The organism is Streptococcus sp. 11-4097 (assembly GCF_018215285.2).
Lineage (GTDB): Bacteria > Bacillota > Bacilli > Lactobacillales > Streptococcaceae > Streptococcus.
The window spans coordinates 1632003-1650062 of record NZ_CP185262.1; the positions used below are offsets into that span (position 1 = coordinate 1632003).

General features: G+C 39.3%; 9 protein-coding genes. 3 read left to right on the forward strand and 6 right to left on the reverse strand.

Annotated elements, in window-relative coordinates; genetic code table 11:
- The first annotated feature begins 24 nt into the window (after nt 1–24).
- Nucleotides 25–1968 (forward strand): threonine--tRNA ligase, encoded by a 1944-nt coding sequence (gene thrS / locus KB197_RS08175; RefSeq protein WP_212573936.1) that lies wholly within the window; start codon nt 25–27, stop codon nt 1966–1968.
- A gap of 150 nt (nt 1969–2118) precedes the next feature.
- Here the strand turns inward: thrS and KB197_RS08180 are convergent, their stop codons facing one another.
- The 4 genes from KB197_RS08180 to KB197_RS08195 form a co-directional block, all read right to left on the reverse strand.
- Nucleotides 2119–3168 carry a DUF389 domain-containing protein gene (locus KB197_RS08180; RefSeq protein WP_212573937.1) on the reverse strand — a complete coding sequence of 350 codons (1050 nt, stop codon included), beginning with the start codon at nt 3166–3168 and terminating at the stop codon, nt 2119–2121.
- Nucleotides 3169–3458: 290 nt separating this feature from the next.
- Nucleotides 3459–4970 (reverse strand): ABC transporter ATP-binding protein, encoded by a 1512-nt coding sequence (locus tag KB197_RS08185; RefSeq protein WP_212573938.1) that lies wholly within the window; start codon nt 4968–4970, stop codon nt 3459–3461.
- 435 nt (nt 4971–5405) lie between these two features.
- On the reverse strand, nt 5406–6380 hold the full coding sequence (locus KB197_RS08190; protein ID WP_212573939.1) for a HAMP domain-containing histidine kinase: 975 nt from the start codon (nt 6378–6380) through the stop codon (nt 5406–5408).
- Nucleotides 6373–7050 carry a response regulator transcription factor gene (locus tag KB197_RS08195; RefSeq protein WP_000548990.1) on the reverse strand — a complete coding sequence of 226 codons (678 nt, stop codon included), beginning with the start codon at nt 7048–7050 and terminating at the stop codon, nt 6373–6375. Before KB197_RS08195 ends, KB197_RS08190 begins: the two co-directional genes overlap by 8 nt.
- 155 nt (nt 7051–7205) lie before the next feature.
- Here KB197_RS08195 and KB197_RS08200 point away from each other — a divergent pair, with 155 nt between their 5' ends.
- Nucleotides 7206–8279 carry a DUF2974 domain-containing protein gene (locus tag KB197_RS08200; protein WP_212573940.1) on the forward strand — a complete coding sequence of 358 codons (1074 nt, stop codon included), beginning with the start codon at nt 7206–7208 and terminating at the stop codon, nt 8277–8279.
- A gap of 90 nt (nt 8280–8369) precedes the next feature.
- Here the strand turns inward: KB197_RS08200 and KB197_RS08205 are convergent, their stop codons facing one another.
- Nucleotides 8370–15929, reverse strand: a complete 7560-nt coding sequence (locus tag KB197_RS08205) for an Ig-like domain-containing protein (protein ID WP_421127565.1) — start codon at nt 15927–15929, stop codon at nt 8370–8372.
- A gap of 639 nt (nt 15930–16568) precedes the next feature.
- Here KB197_RS08205 and KB197_RS08210 point away from each other — a divergent pair.
- A complete protein-coding gene (locus tag KB197_RS08210; protein WP_212574032.1) occupies nt 16569–17198 on the forward strand; it encodes an MBL fold metallo-hydrolase in 630 nt (209 codons plus the stop codon).
- A 93-nt stretch (nt 17199–17291) separates the two neighbouring features.
- Here the strand turns inward: KB197_RS08210 and KB197_RS08215 are convergent, their stop codons facing one another.
- Nucleotides 17292–18056, reverse strand: a complete 765-nt coding sequence (locus KB197_RS08215) for a hypothetical protein (protein WP_212574033.1) — start codon at nt 18054–18056, stop codon at nt 17292–17294.
- Nucleotides 18057–18060 lie beyond the last annotated feature (4 nt).

The following is an 18060-nucleotide window of genomic DNA, read 5'->3' on the forward strand; positions in this document are numbered from 1 at the left end:
AATAATATAAGTAAGGAGAACATCATGATTAACATTACTTTCCCAGATGGCGCTGTTCGTGAATTCGAATCTGGCGTTACAACTTTTGAAATTGCCCAATCTATCAGCAATTCCCTAGCTAAAAAAGCCTTGGCTGGTAAATTCAACGGCAAACTCATCGACACTACTCGTGCCATCACTGAAGATGGAAGCATCGAAATTGTGACACCTGATCACGAAGATGCCCTTCCAATCTTGCGTCACTCAGCTGCTCACTTGTTCGCCCAAGCAGCTCGTCGTCTTTTCCCAGACATTCACTTGGGAGTTGGTCCAGCCATCGAAGATGGTTTCTACTACGATACTGACAACACAGCTGGTCAAATCTCTAACGAAGACCTTCCTCGTATCGAAGAAGAAATGCAAAAAATTGTCAAAGAAAACTTCCCATCAATCCGTGAAGAAGTTACTAAAGACGAGGCACGTGAAATCTTCAAAAATGACCCTTACAAGTTGGAATTGATTGAAGAACACTCAGAAGACGAAGGCGGTTTGACCATCTATCGTCAGGGTGAATATGTAGACCTTTGCCGTGGCCCTCACGTCCCATCAACAGGCCGCATCCAAATCTTCCACCTTCTCCATGTAGCAGGTGCTTACTGGCGTGGAAATAGCGACAATGCTATGATGCAACGTATCTATGGTACAGCTTGGTTTGACAAGAAAGACTTGAAAAACTACCTCCAAATGCGTGAAGAAGCTAAGGAACGTGACCACCGTAAACTTGGTAAAGAGCTTGACCTCTTCATGATTTCACAAGAGGTTGGTCAAGGACTTCCATTCTGGTTGCCAAACGGTGCGACTATTCGTCGTGAGTTGGAACGCTACATCGTAGACAAAGAGCTAGCTTCAGGCTACCAACACGTCTACACTCCACCACTTGCTTCTGTTGAACTTTACAAGACTTCTGGTCACTGGGATCATTACCAAGAAGACATGTTCCCAACTATGGACATGGGGGACGGGGAAGAATTTGTCCTTCGTCCAATGAACTGTCCGCACCACATCCAAGTCTTCAAACACCATGTTCACTCTTACCGTGAGTTGCCAATCCGTATCGCTGAAATCGGTATGATGCACCGTTATGAAAAATCTGGTGCCCTCACTGGTCTTCAACGTGTACGTGAAATGTCACTCAACGACGGTCACCTCTTTGTGACTCCAGAACAAATCCAAGAAGAATTCCAACGTGCTCTTCAGTTGATTATCGATGTTTATGAAGACTTCAACTTGAATGAATACCGCTTCCGCCTCTCTCTTCGTGACCCTCAAGATACTCATAAGTACTTTGATAATGATGAGATGTGGGAAAATGCTCAAACCATGCTTCGTGCAGCCCTTAATGAAATGGGCGTGGACTACTTTGAAGCCGAAGGTGAAGCAGCCTTCTACGGACCAAAATTGGATATTCAAGTTAAGACCGCTCTTGGAAAAGAAGAAACTCTTTCTACTATCCAACTTGACTTCTTGCTTCCAGAACGCTTCGACCTCAAATACATCGGAGCTGATGGTGAGGAACACCGTCCAGTCATGATCCACCGTGGAGTTATCTCAACTATGGAACGCTTCACAGCTATCTTGATTGAGAACTACAAGGGTGCCTTCCCAACATGGCTAGCACCTCACCAAGTAACTCTCATCCCAGTATCTAACGAAAAACACGTTGACTACGCATGGGAAGTAGCTAAAAAACTCCGTGACCGTGGTGTCCGTGCAGATGTAGATGAGCGCAATGAAAAAATGCAGTTCAAGATCCGTGCGTCACAAACAAGCAAGATTCCTTACCAATTGATCGTTGGGGACAAGGAAATGGAAGACGGAACAGTCAACGTTCGCCGCTACGGACAAAAAGAAACACAAACTGTCTCAGTTGATGACTTTGTTCAAGCTATCCTAGCTGATATCGCCAACAAATCACGCGTTGAGAAATAAGAGATAAAACCTGGGATAAAATCCTAGCTACCTAAAAAGCAACAACTATTTCAGCTGTTGCTTTTTATATTTTATTTAACCTGAGCTAGTAGTGATTGATCAAACCACCACACAAGATTTGCTTTCATGAGTTAGATATGGTCAATATCCTCAATCCTTGTCTGCTTCATTTTCTTTTACGAGATCTTTTTGTGAATCCTTTTCAGAGAGTTTTTGATCGATATACTTGTTAATGGTTTCATAAAATTCCTTGGTCGAATCACTGTCTAATTTTGTCGAATTATGAACTTGATTGACTTTCAATTGAACAGATTGAATACCGTAAGAGGCTTGTTTTTGGTGGAGCGTTTCTAATTCTTCTTCTGAAATCGGATCTCCAACAACCGTCAAGACCAACTCATTGTTTCTTGATTTGTAGACTTGATTAATGACCGTATGATTGGCGAACTCATTTTCTACAAACTGTTTGATCCCTTCTTTTCGAGCTTGATCTATCGTCAGAGTGACTGCTGAATAACTAGCCGGAAGAATCAATAATACAATCAAGGATATCAACCCAATTCTCATTTTAATGTTTAGCTCTTTAAATGAACTTAAGGGAGATTTTCTCATCATAATTCTTGTTCCAACAATGTTGATTAGCATGATAAAGACACAGTTGATCAAGAAAAGATAAAGAGCTCCAAATAAAAATCGTACATTTCCATTAGCTAAACCATATCCTGCAGTACAGATAGGTGGCATCAGAGCTGTTGCAATGGCTACTCCTGGCACGATATTGTTTGCTTCTTTTTTCCTTGACCCAATTACGCCTGCTATCCCACCAGCAATAGCAATGAGAACATCCCAAATGGTTGGAGAGGTTCGTGCAATCAATTCGCTACTTTCATAAGATAGGGGAGAAATCCAGAAATACAGAGCCGAGACAAGCAAGCTGACCAATACTTGGGTAAATAAAACCTCTAGAGATTGCTTGATTAAACGCGTATCAAAAATAGCTAAACCAAACCCCAGTCCAACAATCGGTGTCATAAGAGGGGAAATCAGCATGGCTCCAATAATGACAGCTGTTGAATTCATATTTAGGCCGATAGAGGCAATAAAAATCGCACACATCAAAATCACTGTATCTCTTAATCGAACATGAAGATCATCATATAATTTCTCACGGTATTCACGTGTTGAATAGTTTCCAGTCATTGGTTACTCCTTTTATTTCATATAATTTTGTTTCTGCATGGATGATGGTAGAGAGACTTCTGTCCAGTCTTACATATTTTTCTTCTCACCTGTTATACTTTTGAAAATTATCCTCTAAGTATCCGCCAGTCCATCCTTAACATTATATCAAAAATTTTACAGTCTTTCTCTGACGAAATCTATCAATTGAACAGATAGAGGAAGCAAGAAATTTTTGTTTCCTTATCCGAAGAGGGAAAAACGGTATCAGAAGAACCTTGATACTATGCGTTTTATTCTTTATAATTTAGCTATTTCAAAATTACAAGTTCTCCATTCTTAATTTCCCAAACTTGGTCAAACTTACTTAATAATTCGTTTTGGCGATGTAAAGTAACAATGACGGCACTTGGTAGTTCCAGAACTCTTTCCAATTCCATTTTAAACTGATTAGTATCCAAGGCAGAGAAAGGTTCGTCTAGGATAAGCAATGGATTTTTACGATTTTTCTCACGATTTAAATACATTCGTTGTTGCTGACCACCTGACAGGGATTGTGGTGGAATTTTTTCAAAATCTTCTTCTCTGAATTTTTCATTGAAACTATTGAATAGCGTTACATTATTTTCATAACTTGAAATAAATGTATGTTCTTGTTGCAGAATCATACCGAATCTTCCCCAAAGATGGTCCAAAACAAGCCCATCTAGCACAATTTGTCCTTCAAAATCTTCATCTGTTCCATTTAAAATGTTGAGAAGACTACTTTTTCCAGACCCATTCTTACCAATAAGCGCAATTTTATCCCCTTTTTGAATCGTAGCGGAAGTAATTATCAATTTTGATTCTCCCATTTGTTTGGAAATATTTTTCAAAATAATCGTATCAAAAGAATGTTGAGGTGCTTGAACTGAAACGGGTCTCCCAACAATGTTTTGAAAACTCTTGATTACAGGCTTTACGGACTCTAACATTTGTAAATCATAAAGGATTTCCTGTATTGGTTCAGAAAAAGCATTAATATATCCGAAACTCGCCACCACCTCAGGAATACCGAGTTGCTGGTGAGATAGAGAGTAGGCTAAATAAATAAACAGAACAAGGCTAATGAATTCAAAAGAAACACCTGTCAATAAGATGCCAGTAATTTTTGTCAAACCATACTTAAAATACTTATCCTGCAAATTCTTTAGAGAACTCTTTTGTTGATTCAAAAAATGCGACATAGTTAGTTTATTTACCAAATGATGTCCCATGAGCAAATCCTCCAAAGTTCGATAGTAATCTCCTTGTTTTTTCAAGTAAACCTGTCTACGATTAGCGGTCAACTTCCCAACGATTTTAGGAATTTGAATACTAATTCCAGTGGAAAAGATTAAAATCAGTGATACAATAGGATTAATTGTTCTGCTAATAATGAAAGCGTAAATGATGATACGTAAAATTTGTTTGATAAAACTCATCAATGGAGGAAGGTAATCCTTTTCCAACGAATCTAGGTCATTAGATTGAAAGGAAATATACTCTGCTACTGTTTTCTGCTTGAAATCGTGGTGACTGAGTCCCAGAAGTGAACGAAACCACTCATTTTTCAAAGTAGTCGAAAAGATAATCCCCTGCTTCCAATCAAGTATCATTTGGATATAGTTACAACTCAAATAGCCTGCCACTGACATAGAGTAACCATATAGAGCTACTTGATAATCCCCTTTGATTAATGCCTGCGTGAAATACGGTAACAAAGCTGTGCAGATATTCGATACTACACCAAAAAGAAAATTAAAGAAGAGATACCATCTAATAGTTTTAAGATATGGTAGCATATACGATACTCCTTGCTAATGCGTTTTTTTACATATCGCAGAACAATCTCTACTATTCCTTATTTCAGATAGTGCGATACTCAGACATTGAGTGCAATAATTGTAAATCACACAAGTACTGCAGTTTTTACTATCATTCAAAATAAAAAGAAAGCTGCAGTTCTTTTAATCCTGTATCAACGATTCATTCTGAAATCGAATAGGAGACATTTCCCAAGTCTACAATTCACTTCATCTCAAATTAATTTCTGTAATTCACCCTTAGTTTATAGATTTTATACTCAACAAAAGTATAAAGCATACAAAACTTCACTTTGAACCAGTATTTATACTATATTCCGTATTAAAAATTCTATTATTGGTTTTGAAAAAAACAGTCTTCAAATATCCTGAAATATAGCAAAAAGAGATTGGGTAAAAACTCATTGTCTCTTCTCACTCAAGGACTAAGTTCACTTGAGCAAACTGAATCCGCACTGTCGTTCCTTTTCCGACCTCAGACTCGATGCGAATCTGGTGTCCCAGTTCTTCAGAAATTTTCTTAGATAGGTAGAGGCCAAGTCCAGATGACTGCTGGGTTAGGCGTCCATTATATCCTGAAAAGCCACGTTCAAAGACTCGGAGGACATCACTGTTTTTTATCCCGATTCCCGTATCCTTGATACAAAGCTCTTGCCCCTCCATATAAATCTCCAGACCACCTTCCTTGGTGTACTTGAGACTGTTTGAAATGATTTGCTCAATAACCACTAGCAGCCACTTTTTATCCGTCACAATTTCTTTATCAAGGTCATGCAGATTGACACTTAAGCCTTTTTGAATAAAGAAAAGAGCATATTTACGAAGTATTTCCTTAACCAAGTCTTCGATGTGAACCTGCTTTAAGACCAAATCATCATGAAAACTTTCTAAACGCAGGTACTGCAAGACTAGATTAGTATAGGAGTCTATCTTGAAAATTTCCTGTTCTAACTGTTGTTTCAGTTGGCGGTCAGCTACTTCTGTAACTAAGAGTTGAGTAGCTGCAATGGGGGTCTTAATCTGATGGGCCCATAAGGTATAGTAATCTAACAAATCTGTCAGTTTTCTTTCTGCATCTGACCTCTGCTGGTAGAGTTCCATCTCACTCGCTTCTAATTTTTCTGCTAAAACTCTTTCCAAAGGAGATTTGGCTTCCCTCTCTCCATAGAGAATTTCCTGACGATAGACCTGCATTTCCACCAATATGTCCCAAGTGAAAAATAAGATGGTTACAAAGCAACACAAGAGGAAAAAGTAGAGAAAGTAAATTCCTAAACTGGCAAATAAAAACTGAAAGAGCAAAACCAGAAATGCTAAAGCAAGCAGATAGACCAACAGACGACTACGGGAGCGCAAATAGGCTAGAAAAAATTGTTTCCAATCAAGCATGCTTCAGTCCGTACCCTATCCCTTTCTTGGTCTCGATAAATCCTATCAAACCCTGCTCTTCCAATTTTTTACGCAAACGAGCCACATTAACAGAGAGGGTATTGTCATCAATGAAAAAGTCACTGTTCCAAAGTTCCCGCATCAAGTCATCGCGCGCTACGATATTGCCCGCGTGCTCAAACAAAACGCGTAAAATCTGGAATTCGTTCTTGGTCAAGTTCAACACTTGCCCTTGATAATGTAAATCCATGGATTTAGTATTGAGGATAACACCAGCATATTCCAGTAAACTCTCGTCTCGCCCAAACTCATAGGAACGACGCAGCAAGCCCTGAACCTTGGCTAGAAGAACCTGCTGGTCAAAAGGCTTAGTCACAAAGTCATCCGCCCCCATATTAATCGCCATGACGATATCCATAGCTTGATCTCTGGAAGACAAAAACATAATAGGCACCTTGGAAATCTTGCGAATCTCCTGACACCAGTGATAGCCGTTAAACAAGGGCAAGCCAATATCCATGAGGACCAAATGAGGTTCCGACTGGACAAAAAGACTCAAAACTTCCATAAAGTCTTCTACCAAGACCACTTCAAATCCCCATTCAGAGAGCATTTTCCCGACCTGTTGACGAATAACCTGATCATCTTCTACTAGTAAAATCTTGTGCATGCGCTCCTCCTTTTCTATTATTATAACAGATTTTTCCATGCTAGCAGGCCTGAAACTGAATTTGAAAGAGCTTGTTTTTAGCCAACAAAGTGATGCAATCCTACTAGCTAATTTAAGGGAAATTTGATAAGATAAATAAAAAGAAAGGAGCTCTTATGACCAATATTTTTGACTATCAGAAAGATGTCGCACACGATTCCTTTTACGACCTTCCTTTGAATGAATTAGACATTCTAGCCTTAACAGAAATCACCTACCTCTCCTTTGATAATCTGGTCTCCACAGCTCCTCAGCGACTTCTAGACCTGGCACCTCAGGTTCCAAGAGAATCTAACATGTTGACCAGCAAAAATCGCCTCCAGCTATTGGATGAGCTAGCTCAACACAAGCGCTTCAAAAATTGCAAACTCTCCCATTTTATCAACGACATAGACCCTGAACTACAAAAACAATTTGCGGCTATGACCTACCGCCTCACTCTCGATACCTATCTGATTGTCTTTCGTGGGACTGATGACAGTATCATTGGCTGGAAGGAAGATTTCCACCTGACCTATATGAAGGAAATTCCTGCTCAAAAGCATGCCCTCCGCTATTTAAAGAACTTTTTTGCCCAACATCCTAAGCAAAAAGTCATTCTGGCTGGGCATTCCAAGGGAGGGAATCTAGCCATCTATGCTGCTAGCCAAATTGAGCAAAGCTTGCAAAATCAAATCACAGCAGTTTATACCTTTGATGCGCCTGGTCTCCACAAAGAACTGACACAAACCGAGGGCTATCAAAGGATAATGGATAGAACCAAGGTCTTCATCCCTCAAGGCTCCATCATCGGTATGATGATGGAAATCCCTAACCACCAAATCATAGTGCACAGTACTGCCTTAGGTGGTATCGCCCAGCACGATACCTTTAGTTGGCAGATTGAGGACAAGCACTTCGTCCAACTGAATAAGACCAACAGTGATAGCCAACAAGTTGACACAACCTTCAAGGAGTGGGTGGCCACAGTCCCTGACGAGGAACTCCAGCTCTACTTCGATCTCTTCTTTGGCACCATTCTAGATGCTGGGATTAGCTCCATCAATGACCTGTCTTCCTTAAAGGCTATCGAACACATTCGTCATCTCTTCGTCCAAGCTCAATCCCTCACTCCAGAAGAAAGGGAAACCATGGGACGTCTTACCCAATTATTGATTGATACCCGTTACCAAGCCTGGAAAAATAGATAATCCACATAAAAAACCCAACTAATCGTTTGATTAGTTGGGTTTTCATTTATGAAATTGAATTCCTTTGTTTAATCTTTAATGATTAAAACATTAGTCTTCTTTTTTCTTGCGTGCCACAAGACCAAATCCGCTCAATACGCCAAGAAGTCCAAGAGCTGCTAGGCTTGAGTGATCTTCTGTACCAGTATTAGGCAATTCCTTAGCCGGTTTAGCTGGAGCTGGTTTTGATGGTTTCGCAGGTTCTGGTTTCACAGAAGGAATGATTTTTTCATAAACGTGTTCTACATCGCCATTTGGAAGTTTCTTAGTCTCTACGAAGCGGTAACCTGGGATATCTTTCTTAGGTTGGTCACCGTCTTCTGTTGGATAGTTTGGAATTTCGTTGCCATCTTTATCCTTGTGACTTGTCTTAACTTTCTCATAAACGTGTTCTACATCGCCATTTGGAAGTTTCTTAGTCTCTACGAAGCGGTAACCTGGGATTTCTTTCTTAGGTTGTTCGCCATCTTCACTTGGATTACTTGGAATCTCGTTTCCTTCTTTATCCTTGAATGATGTCTTAACTTTTTCGTAGACGTGCTCGATGTCGCCATTTGGAAGTTTCTTAGTCTCTACGAAGCGGTAACCTGGGATATCTTTCTTAGGTTGTTCGCCGTCTTCACTTGGATTTCCTGGAATCTCGTTTCCTTCTTTATCCTTGAATGATGTCTTAACTTTTTCGTAGACGTGCTCTGTATCTCCATTTGGAAGTTTCTTAGTTTCTACGAAGCGGTAACCTGGAATATCTTTCTTAGGTTGGTCGCCATCTTCACTTGGATTTCCTGGAATCTCGTTTCCTTCTTTATCCTTGAATGATGTCTTAACTTTTTCGTAGACGTGCTCTGTATCTCCATTTGGAAGTTTCTTAGTTTCTACGAAGCGGTAACCTGGAATATCTTTCTTAGGTTGGTCGCCATCTTCACTTGGATTTCCTGGAATCTCGTTTCCTTCTTTATCCTTGAATGATGTCTTAACTTTTTCGTAGACGTGCTCTGTATCTCCATTTGGAAGTTTCTTAGTTTCTACGAAGCGGTAACCTGGAATATCTTTCTTAGGTTGTTCGCCATCTTCACTTGGATTTCCTGGAATCTCGTTTCCTTCTTTATCCTTGAATGATGTCTTAACTTTTTCGTAGACGTGCTCTGTATCTCCATTTGGAAGTTTCTTAGTTTCTACGAAGCGGTAACCTGGAATATCTTTCTTAGGTTGTTCGCCATCTTCACTTGGATTTCCTGGAATCTCGTTTCCTTCTTTATCCTTGAATGATGTCTTAACTTTTTCGTAGACGTGCTCTGTATCTCCATTTGGAAGTTTCTTAGTTTCTACGAAGCGGTAACCTGGAATATCTTTCTTAGGTTGTTCGCCATCTTCACTTGGATTTCCTGGAATTTCGTTTCCTTCTTTATCCTTGAATGATGTCTTAACTTTTTCGTAGACGTGCTCTGTATCTCCATTTGGAAGTTTCTTAGTTTCTACGAAGCGGTAACCTGGAATATCTTTCTTAGGTTGTTCGCCATCTTCACTTGGATTTCCTGGAATTTCGTTTCCTTCTTTATCCTTGAATGATGTCTTAACTTTTTCGTAGATGTGTTTTGTATTTCCTTTTTCGTCTACTTCAGTTTTAACAATCTTGTATCCTGGGATATCTTTAGTTGGTTTAGTTCCATCTTCTGTTGGTGAAAGTGGGTTGCCATCTTTATCAACGAATGAAGTATCAGGACGAACTGTTGGAGTGTAAGTAGCTGTTACTGGTGTACCATTCTTATCTACACGTTTAACGGTTACGCCTGTTGCTTTACCTACGAAGTCAGGTTCTGGGGTGAAGGTTACTTTACCGTTTTCATCGATTGTGTATGTTCCTTCACCTGGTACTTTCTTCTCAGTTGTGCCATCGTCAAATGTTGGTTTAACAGTTTCATCGATTTCAACTGGAACTTCCTTACCGTTGATTGTAACTTTTCCACCTTCAAATGTTGGTGTTCCTGATTGAGGTTGTCCTTTAGGACCTTCTGATTCAGAATCTTTTGAAGTTGGTGTTACTGGAACGACTACAGGGGTGTACTTAGCTGTGATTGGTGTGCCGTTCTTATCTACACGTTTAACAGTTACACCTGTTGCTTGACCAGTGAATGTTTTCTCTGGGGTGAAGGTTACTTTACCGTTCTCGTCGATTGTGTATGTTCCTTCGCCTGGTACTTTCTTCTCAGTTGTGCCATCTTCGAATGTTGGCTTAACAGTTTCGTCGATTTCTACAGTTTTTTCTTCACCATTTACAGTAACTTTTCCACCTTTAAATGTTGGTGTTCCTTCTTGAGTAGCACCTTGAACATTTGTAGTGATGACATCTGAACTTGTTGGTGTTGCTGGTTTCACAACTGGTGTGTAAGTAGCTTTAACTGGCGTGCCGTTCTTATCTTCGCGTTGAACTGTGACACCTGTTCCTTTACCTGTGAAGTTCTTTTCTGGGGTGAATGTAACTGTTCCATCTGGAGCTACTGTGTATGTTCCTTCACCTTCGATAGTTACTGAATCAACTGGATCTCCTGTTTTCGGATCTACCAATTTAGCTGGTTTATCTTCATCAATTTCAACAGTTTTTTCTTCACCATTTACAGTAACTTTTCCACCTTCAAATGTTGGTTTGCCTGTTTGAGTTGAACCTTGGATATCTTCAGTTACAGCGTCTGTTCCTGTTGGTGTTACTGGTGTTACTGTTGGGGTGTATTTAGCTGTTACTGGTGTACCGTTCTTATCTACACGTTTAACCGTTACGCCTGTTCCTTTGCCTGTAAAGTTCTTCTCTGGGGTGAAGGTTACTGTGCCATCTGGTGCTACTGTATATGTTCCTTCGCCTGGAATAACTTTTTCTTTTGATCCATCTTCGAAGGTTGCTGGGACTTCATCATCCATTGGAACTTCTGGATTACCTGGTTTGAACTCAGGTTTTCCATTTTGTTCTTTACCTTGGATATCTGTTGTTTCAGCTGGCTCTGCTGTCGGAGTTACTGGTGTTACGTTTGGTGTGTATTTAGCTGTTACTGGAGTTCCATTCTTATCTACACGTTTAACGGTTACGCCTGTTCCTTTGCCTGTGAATCCTTTTTCTGGTGTAAAGGTTACTGTGCCATCTGGTGCCACTGTGTATGTTCCTTCGCCTGGTACAACTTTTTCTTTTGATCCATCTTCGAAGGTTGCTGGCACTTCATCGTCCATTGGCACGTCTGGGTTACCTGGTTTGAATTCAGGTTTACCAGTTTGTTCTTTACCTTGGATATCTGTTGTTTCAGCTGGCTCTGCTGTCGGAGTTACTGGTGTTACGTTTGGTGTGTATTTAGCCGTTACTGGAGTTCCATTCTTATCTACACGTTTAACGGTTACGCCTGTTCCTTTGCCTGTGAATCCTTTTTCTGGTGTGAAGGTTACTGTGCCATCTGGTGCCACTGTGTATGTTCCTTCACCTGGAATAACTTTTTCTTTTGATCCATCTTCGAAGGTTGCTGGCACTTCATCGTCCATTGGAACATTTGGATTTCCAGGTGTGAATTCAGGTTTACCTGTTTGCTCTTTACCTTGGATGTCTGTTGTTTCTGCTGGTGTTGCTGTTGGAACTACCGGAGTAATCTTCGGTGTGTAAGTTGTTTCTACAGCTGTACCATTCTTATCTTTAGCTTGAACGCGTACTGGTTGTACATCACCTGAGTATGTCTTATCTGTTGGCTCAAATACCGCAACAGCTTTTCCATCTACAGTTTTAAGAGTGTACTTACCAATCACGTTTCCTTCTGGATCTTTAGCTGGTACTTCAGTAGCTGGTTGTCCATCTTCACCTAGAAGTGTGTAAGTAGATGGATCGATTTCTACCGTTTTTTCTTCTCCAGCAATTGTAGTCTTACCAGGTTCAAATGAAACTGTACTTTCTTGAGTCTTACCTTGAACATCTTCACTTGTAGCTGGTGCTGCTGTTGGTGTTACACCTACGATAGATGGTGTGTAAGTTGTAGAAACTTTTGTTCCATTCTTATCTTCAGCTTGAACTTTAGCTGGTTGTACTGGTCCTGTGTAAGATTTGTCTGTTGGTGTGAAGGTTACTACACCTGTTGTTGAATCTACAGTGTATTCACCAACTTTTTTACCACTCGGGTCTAGAGCATCTACTGGTCCAGTTGCTTCTGTTCCATCTGGATTCAATAGTTTGACAGAGCCTTCTTTAATTGGAACTTCAGAATTTCCTTCTGTAAATGTAGGAGTTCCTTTTTGTGTTTCACCTTGTACTCCAGTTGAAGTAGCTGGATCCGCTGTTGGTGTTACTGCTGTTACAGTTGGTGTATAAGTTGTCGTAGCTGTAGCTGTTACAGGATTTCCGTCTTTATCTTGACCTACAGGTGCTGTTAATGATACACCTACTCCAGATGCAGTTCCTGTGAATGTTGGAAGTGGTTGGAATGTTACTTCTCCAGTTGTTGGGTTAATTGTGTAAGTTCCTTCTCCCTCTACAGTTACAGAATCAACTTTATCTCCAGTTTTTGGATCTACTAATTTAGCTGGGTATTGTGCACTTGGTGTTACTGGTGTTGGATTTTCTGTCCCTGCACCTGCTGTAAACGTTGGCGTTTTCTTCTGTTCTTTACCTTGTACATCTGTTGATGTTTCTGGATCTGCAGTGATTTCTTTTGGAGTTACTGTTGGAATATAAACAGCATCCATAGTTTTAGTTCCAGTAGTATGTGTCCCATCATTAATGTTTTCTACATCATGTTGGTCCGTAAGTGCTGTCCATCCAGTTGAATGACCATTAGCATCTACTGCTCGTAATACAACACCATCAGCTGTTCCAATAAAGTTTGCTTCAGGAGTAAAGATTACTTTGTCCTCTAATACTGTATAAGTCCCTTGACCTGCTTTAGTGTATGATTTCACCAAGTTTCCACTTGGATCTACAATCATAACTCCTTGAGGTTGTTTTTTCTTAGTTGTTTCTGCACTAATTGAGTTCGCTTGTTCAGAGTAATCTAGTTTACCATATGAATTAAACGTAGTTTTACCATTGTTTGATCCAAGATTTGATGCATCATCTCCTAGAGCATGTGATACAAATTCAATACCTACAGATTGAGTCTCACCTTGTTTACCAGTTGTTTCTTCCTTATCTCCACGTGGAGGAATAGATACTTGGATTTGGTTATCTTCAACCTCACCTGAGAAAGCAATTCCCACTGGTTTTTCAATTTGTTTTCTATCTGTCGCAATACGCGTACGGAAGTTAACTGCATCTTTAGTAGTATCAATAACTTGAGTATTTTTGAAAACTAGTTCTACTGTTTGTTGGTTACCATTTACTGTAACAACTTCAGAAGCTTCACCTTCATCGAATTTACCATTCCCATTGAAATCGATAAATCCACGCACATAAGCAGGGCCTACTGTACCATCATAGTTGTCATTACCATTTGCTGATGCAATCACTTTAACACGGTAAGTATTATCTGCAGCTTGTACAAGTTTAACTTCTGGTTCACCGTTATCTTTGTTAATATGCACATCTTCTGGAGCAATAAGTTGAGCTACACCTTCATCCCCTTGCTCTTTTGTATCATCTGAATCGACACCACGAACACGTGTACCAGATACTGAATCGATATCAGCTTTGACAGTCCCTAGGTAAGGTTGCTGAATTTGGTTAATTTGACCTGTTATATAGTCTTTAGCTTGAGTTCTTAAATAGTGTTCAGCTGTTCCATATGATTCTGGAAGATCTCCAAAGTCAGAGAATTTAATACCAATCATAGATGATTGTTGTCCAGAAGACATGATATAAAATCCTACTTCAGTTACATTTGAAGTAGACACTACTGGCGTAGCAGAGTCTCCGTTCGTATAGCCTCCGAACACTTGTGATCCTAAACCTGCAGTTGCTGCATCTTTAGTAGCAAACATTTTGCCATCAATAGCATTTCGTAATTCTTCAGTAGTCCATTTGTTTAAATTTCCACCCCACTCATTTAATCTGTTAAAGTTAGGGTGTGGTTTATACATATCAGTATGACCATTAGTAGAACCAACAACTCCTGCTAATTCCCAAGGTGTACCATTCGTTGTATAGATTTCTGTCTCTAAACTACCGATATCTTCCCCTGATGTCATAACGATACCAGGTTTAACCGGCTTACCATTGTATGTAGCTTCAATAGCAAACTTGACACCAACGATTTGACCATCACGTCCTGTGCCACTATCATCAGTACCTGCAATCGTTGTTTTTGCTGAACCTGTATCTAATCCAGCGTTTTTAACGTGTGTATATCCAGTTTGTTGATTACCACTGATACCTGTAGAAAATGGATTTTTAGTAACCTGGTTAAAGATATTTTCTTCATTCGGTTTATATGATGCTTCATGACTAGTTCCAGCTACACGGTTTTTATAAATTTCTGTTGCATGGAATGGTTTCAATTCCTTAACAGTCATTTTTACAATGTATCCAGGCATCAATTCTTTTTCATAAACTGAACCTACTTGAAGTTGTTTATTTGCTTTTCTGTTTGTCCAAGCCGTATCATCTCCAAAATCCAACCATTGAATTTGGTTGTTTAGGTTTTTAATGGCTTTATCATCATCTGCATTTCCTTTGATATATTTAGGAGCTTCAGCTAAAGATTTATAACCATTTTGTTCCAACCATTTCGCACCTGTTTCTGCTGTTGCATCTTTAAGTGCTGTTGTTTGAGCGTCTTCCAAGTTGACTGCGAACTTACCATCACGACCGATTCCTGCGTTTTTCAATTCATTGTAAACTGCAAGAATAGACTCGTTGAGGCGTTCCAATTGAGCGTCTACTTGTTCTTTTGTTACGCTCTTTTCAGCTAAAAGAGCTTTTGTTTCAGAAAAAACTGCTTGGTTTTTAGCTACTGCCGCTTCAACAGCTGCTTTATTTTCTTCCTTCACTTCCTTCTTAGAAAGTTCAGATTTTGCAAGTCTGTTTGTTACATCTGCTTCTGATGAAGCTTTGTCAAGCGCTGATTTAGCTTCTGAAAGAGTTTTTTCTGCTGGAGTAGATTTTTTTTCAACTTCTGCTTTAGCAGCTTCTTTTTCAGCTGCTTTCTTTTTATCGAAACCAGCAGTATTTGACTCAGTAACTACAGTACTCAATGCTGATACAGTTTCTGCTTGAGCATCTACATCAGCTTGACTAGCATCTGCTTTTGCAAGAGTTGCTTTAGCTGCTGCCAATACTTCCTTAGCTGAGCTTACTACTGTAGCATCTGCATATTTAGCAGTTGAAAGTTTAGACTCCAAAGTAGCAATACTTGCTTCTAGGACAGCTTTATTTACTTTTTTAGCTTCTTCTGCTTTAACCTCTGGTTTAGCTTCCTCTACTTTAGTTTCTGGCTTCACGGCTTCCTTCTCTTTATTAGAATCCGCTTGATTTGCTGGAGCAGTAGCTGCAGCTACTGATGTTTCAGCACCTTGAACTTCCGTTGCTGATACCGCACCATTTCCAAGGAACATCAAACCAGCTGCAATTGCTACTGATGCTGCTCCAAAGCTATATTTCCGGATACCATAACGGATGTACTTTTCTACTCTAAAATCTTGTTGTTGCTTGCCTTTCATTTAGACCCACAACCTCCTTTTTTATTTTGATGTCGATTTACAAGTTATTGATATCGAAAACTCACAGCTAACCTCAGATGAAACAAAAGATGTTAGAAGTGAAGCTTGATATCATAAAATTGTCTACAACATACAACTTTATGATATCATATTTCCTAGTCTATGGCAAATAAAATGTCTTATTTTTTATTCTAAATTTAAAACAAATATTTTCCAAAAATACAACAATTTTCAGACTCTTTAAGTTGTAAAATAAGATGCATCAAACTTTCATAGGTCACACACTATATTGTCGTAGTTTTAGTATATTAAGTTAAATTAACTTTGCATGTATATTTTACTGTTCACAGACAAAAACTTCACTTTACTGTAAGATACAATTTATTTGATTCATTATCCATTTTTTCAATAATTTACTCTCCAGCTCGTTAGCTTTAAATTACATCTAAATCAATAAAAAGCTCTATGAAATCTTTAAAAATTCTAGCTAGTTCCTAGCTATAAATAGTTACCTCTATTTTGAACAGAATGAAGTAAATAGCAAGTAACATTCTTTAAAAGAGAAGGACTTTCTATCAACTTTATTCTCCCTAACTATGCTATACTTAATTTAGTACATTCTTTGAGATTGGAGCTAATATGAAAATCCATAAAACTGTGAATCCTGTTGCCTATGAAAATACCTATTACTTGGAAGATGAAAAACACCTCATCGTGGTCGATCCTGGTAGCCATTGGGAAGCCATTCGTCAGACAATAGAGAACATCAACAAACCTATCTGCGCTATTCTCCTTACCCACGCCCATTATGACCATATCATGAGTCTGGACTTGGTTCGCGAAACTTTTGGCAATCCTCCTGTCTATATCTCAGAGAGCGAAGCCAGCTGGCTCTATACTCCTGTCGATAATCTCTCTGGTCTCCCTCGTCACGATGATATGGCAGATGTGGTCGCAAAACCTGCAGAACACACTTTTATCTTTCACGAAGAATACCAACTAGAAGAATTTCGTTTCACTGTCTTGCCAACACCAGGTCACTCTATCGGCGGTGTTTCTATCGTTTTTTCTGATGCTCACCTAGTTTTGACAGGAGATGCCCTATTCCGTGAAACTATTGGACGAACCGACCTTCCAACTGGTAGTACGGAGCAGCTACTCCATAGTATCCAGACCCAACTCTTCACCCTACCAAACTATGATGTCTATCCAGGGCATGGTCCAGCTACGACCATCGCCCATGAAAAGACCTTTAATCCTTTTTTCTAGCAAGCAAAAAACCAAGGAATTTTTCTCCTTGGTTTTTGTGTATTGCTATTTTGTGACTTTAGAATCTAGCTTAATTTTAAATTTCATCAAATACTAGTTGACTGGCTCAAATTCTTTCCAATCAAATTTAGCTAAATCAAGTTCATTAGAAGAAATCTCTAAGATTTGCTCTGGCTTTTGATCACTACCAATTTGAAAGATACCTTCCTTAACCTTCTGTACTCCGTCTCTATCAAAAGCATACAGACTTAAGTTCATTTCTGGTCGTGTTGACTGCCAGTCTGCATAAGAGACTAGACCATTTTCGTAAATAACAAAGCCTGAGCGAAAACCACCTGCAGAAGCTACATAAGCTGTATGAAGTAAGTTTGGTTTTTGATTTTTCAAATAGTAAATAGCTGAAACAAATTTTTCATCCCCAATAAGCAACTCATCTTGCCCATCTTTATTCAAATCAAGAAGGGCATATTTAAAGTCTGGTGCATTTTGATAATCCATACGAGAGAAAATCATGCCATATTCTTCTGAAGCAATCTTGTGTTGTTTATTTTCCTCGTATAAATCTTCTCTATTACCTTGTTTTAAAAGCTCTGTATAGTGATTATAACGTTCAATCACTTCTTTATACAAATCTGGTCCCGTTTCCTTCTTATTTTCAGCAGTTGATTGTGAAACTTTGGTTGACGAGTCGCTTGTATTTTCAGTCTTTGCTTCTGTTGATGTGCTAGACTTATCGTCTTTGGAAACAGATGATAGTGGAGATGAAGGTTCTGTATTGCTATTATTTTTATTGAGACCACAAGATGCCAAAACTGAAATCGAAAAAATAGCTGAAAGCATCATTAAAAATTTCTTCATATTA

What these genes read in the sequence shown, in the direction of transcription:
- KB197_RS08180 (WP_212573937.1), bottom strand. Translation starts at nt 3,168, where the DNA reads ATGACTGGAAACTATTCAACACGTGAATACCGTGAGAAATTATATGAT.
- thrS (WP_212573936.1), top strand. Translation starts at nt 25, where the DNA reads ATGATTAACATTACTTTCCCAGATGGCGCTGTTCGTGAATTCGAATCT.
- KB197_RS08185 (WP_212573938.1), bottom strand. Translation starts at nt 4,970, where the DNA reads ATGCTACCATATCTTAAAACTATTAGATGGTATCTCTTCTTTAATTTT.
- KB197_RS08195 (WP_000548990.1), bottom strand. Translation starts at nt 7,050, where the DNA reads ATGCACAAGATTTTACTAGTAGAAGATGATCAGGTTATTCGTCAACAG.
- KB197_RS08215 (WP_212574033.1), bottom strand. Translation starts at nt 18,056, where the DNA reads ATGAAGAAATTTTTAATGATGCTTTCAGCTATTTTTTCGATTTCAGTT.
- KB197_RS08190 (WP_212573939.1), bottom strand. Translation starts at nt 6,380, where the DNA reads ATGCTTGATTGGAAACAATTTTTTCTAGCCTATTTGCGCTCCCGTAGT.
- KB197_RS08200 (WP_212573940.1), top strand. Translation starts at nt 7,206, where the DNA reads ATGACCAATATTTTTGACTATCAGAAAGATGTCGCACACGATTCCTTT.
- KB197_RS08205 (WP_421127565.1), bottom strand. Translation starts at nt 15,929, where the DNA reads ATGAAAGGCAAGCAACAACAAGATTTTAGAGTAGAAAAGTACATCCGT.
- KB197_RS08210 (WP_212574032.1), top strand. Translation starts at nt 16,569, where the DNA reads ATGAAAATCCATAAAACTGTGAATCCTGTTGCCTATGAAAATACCTAT.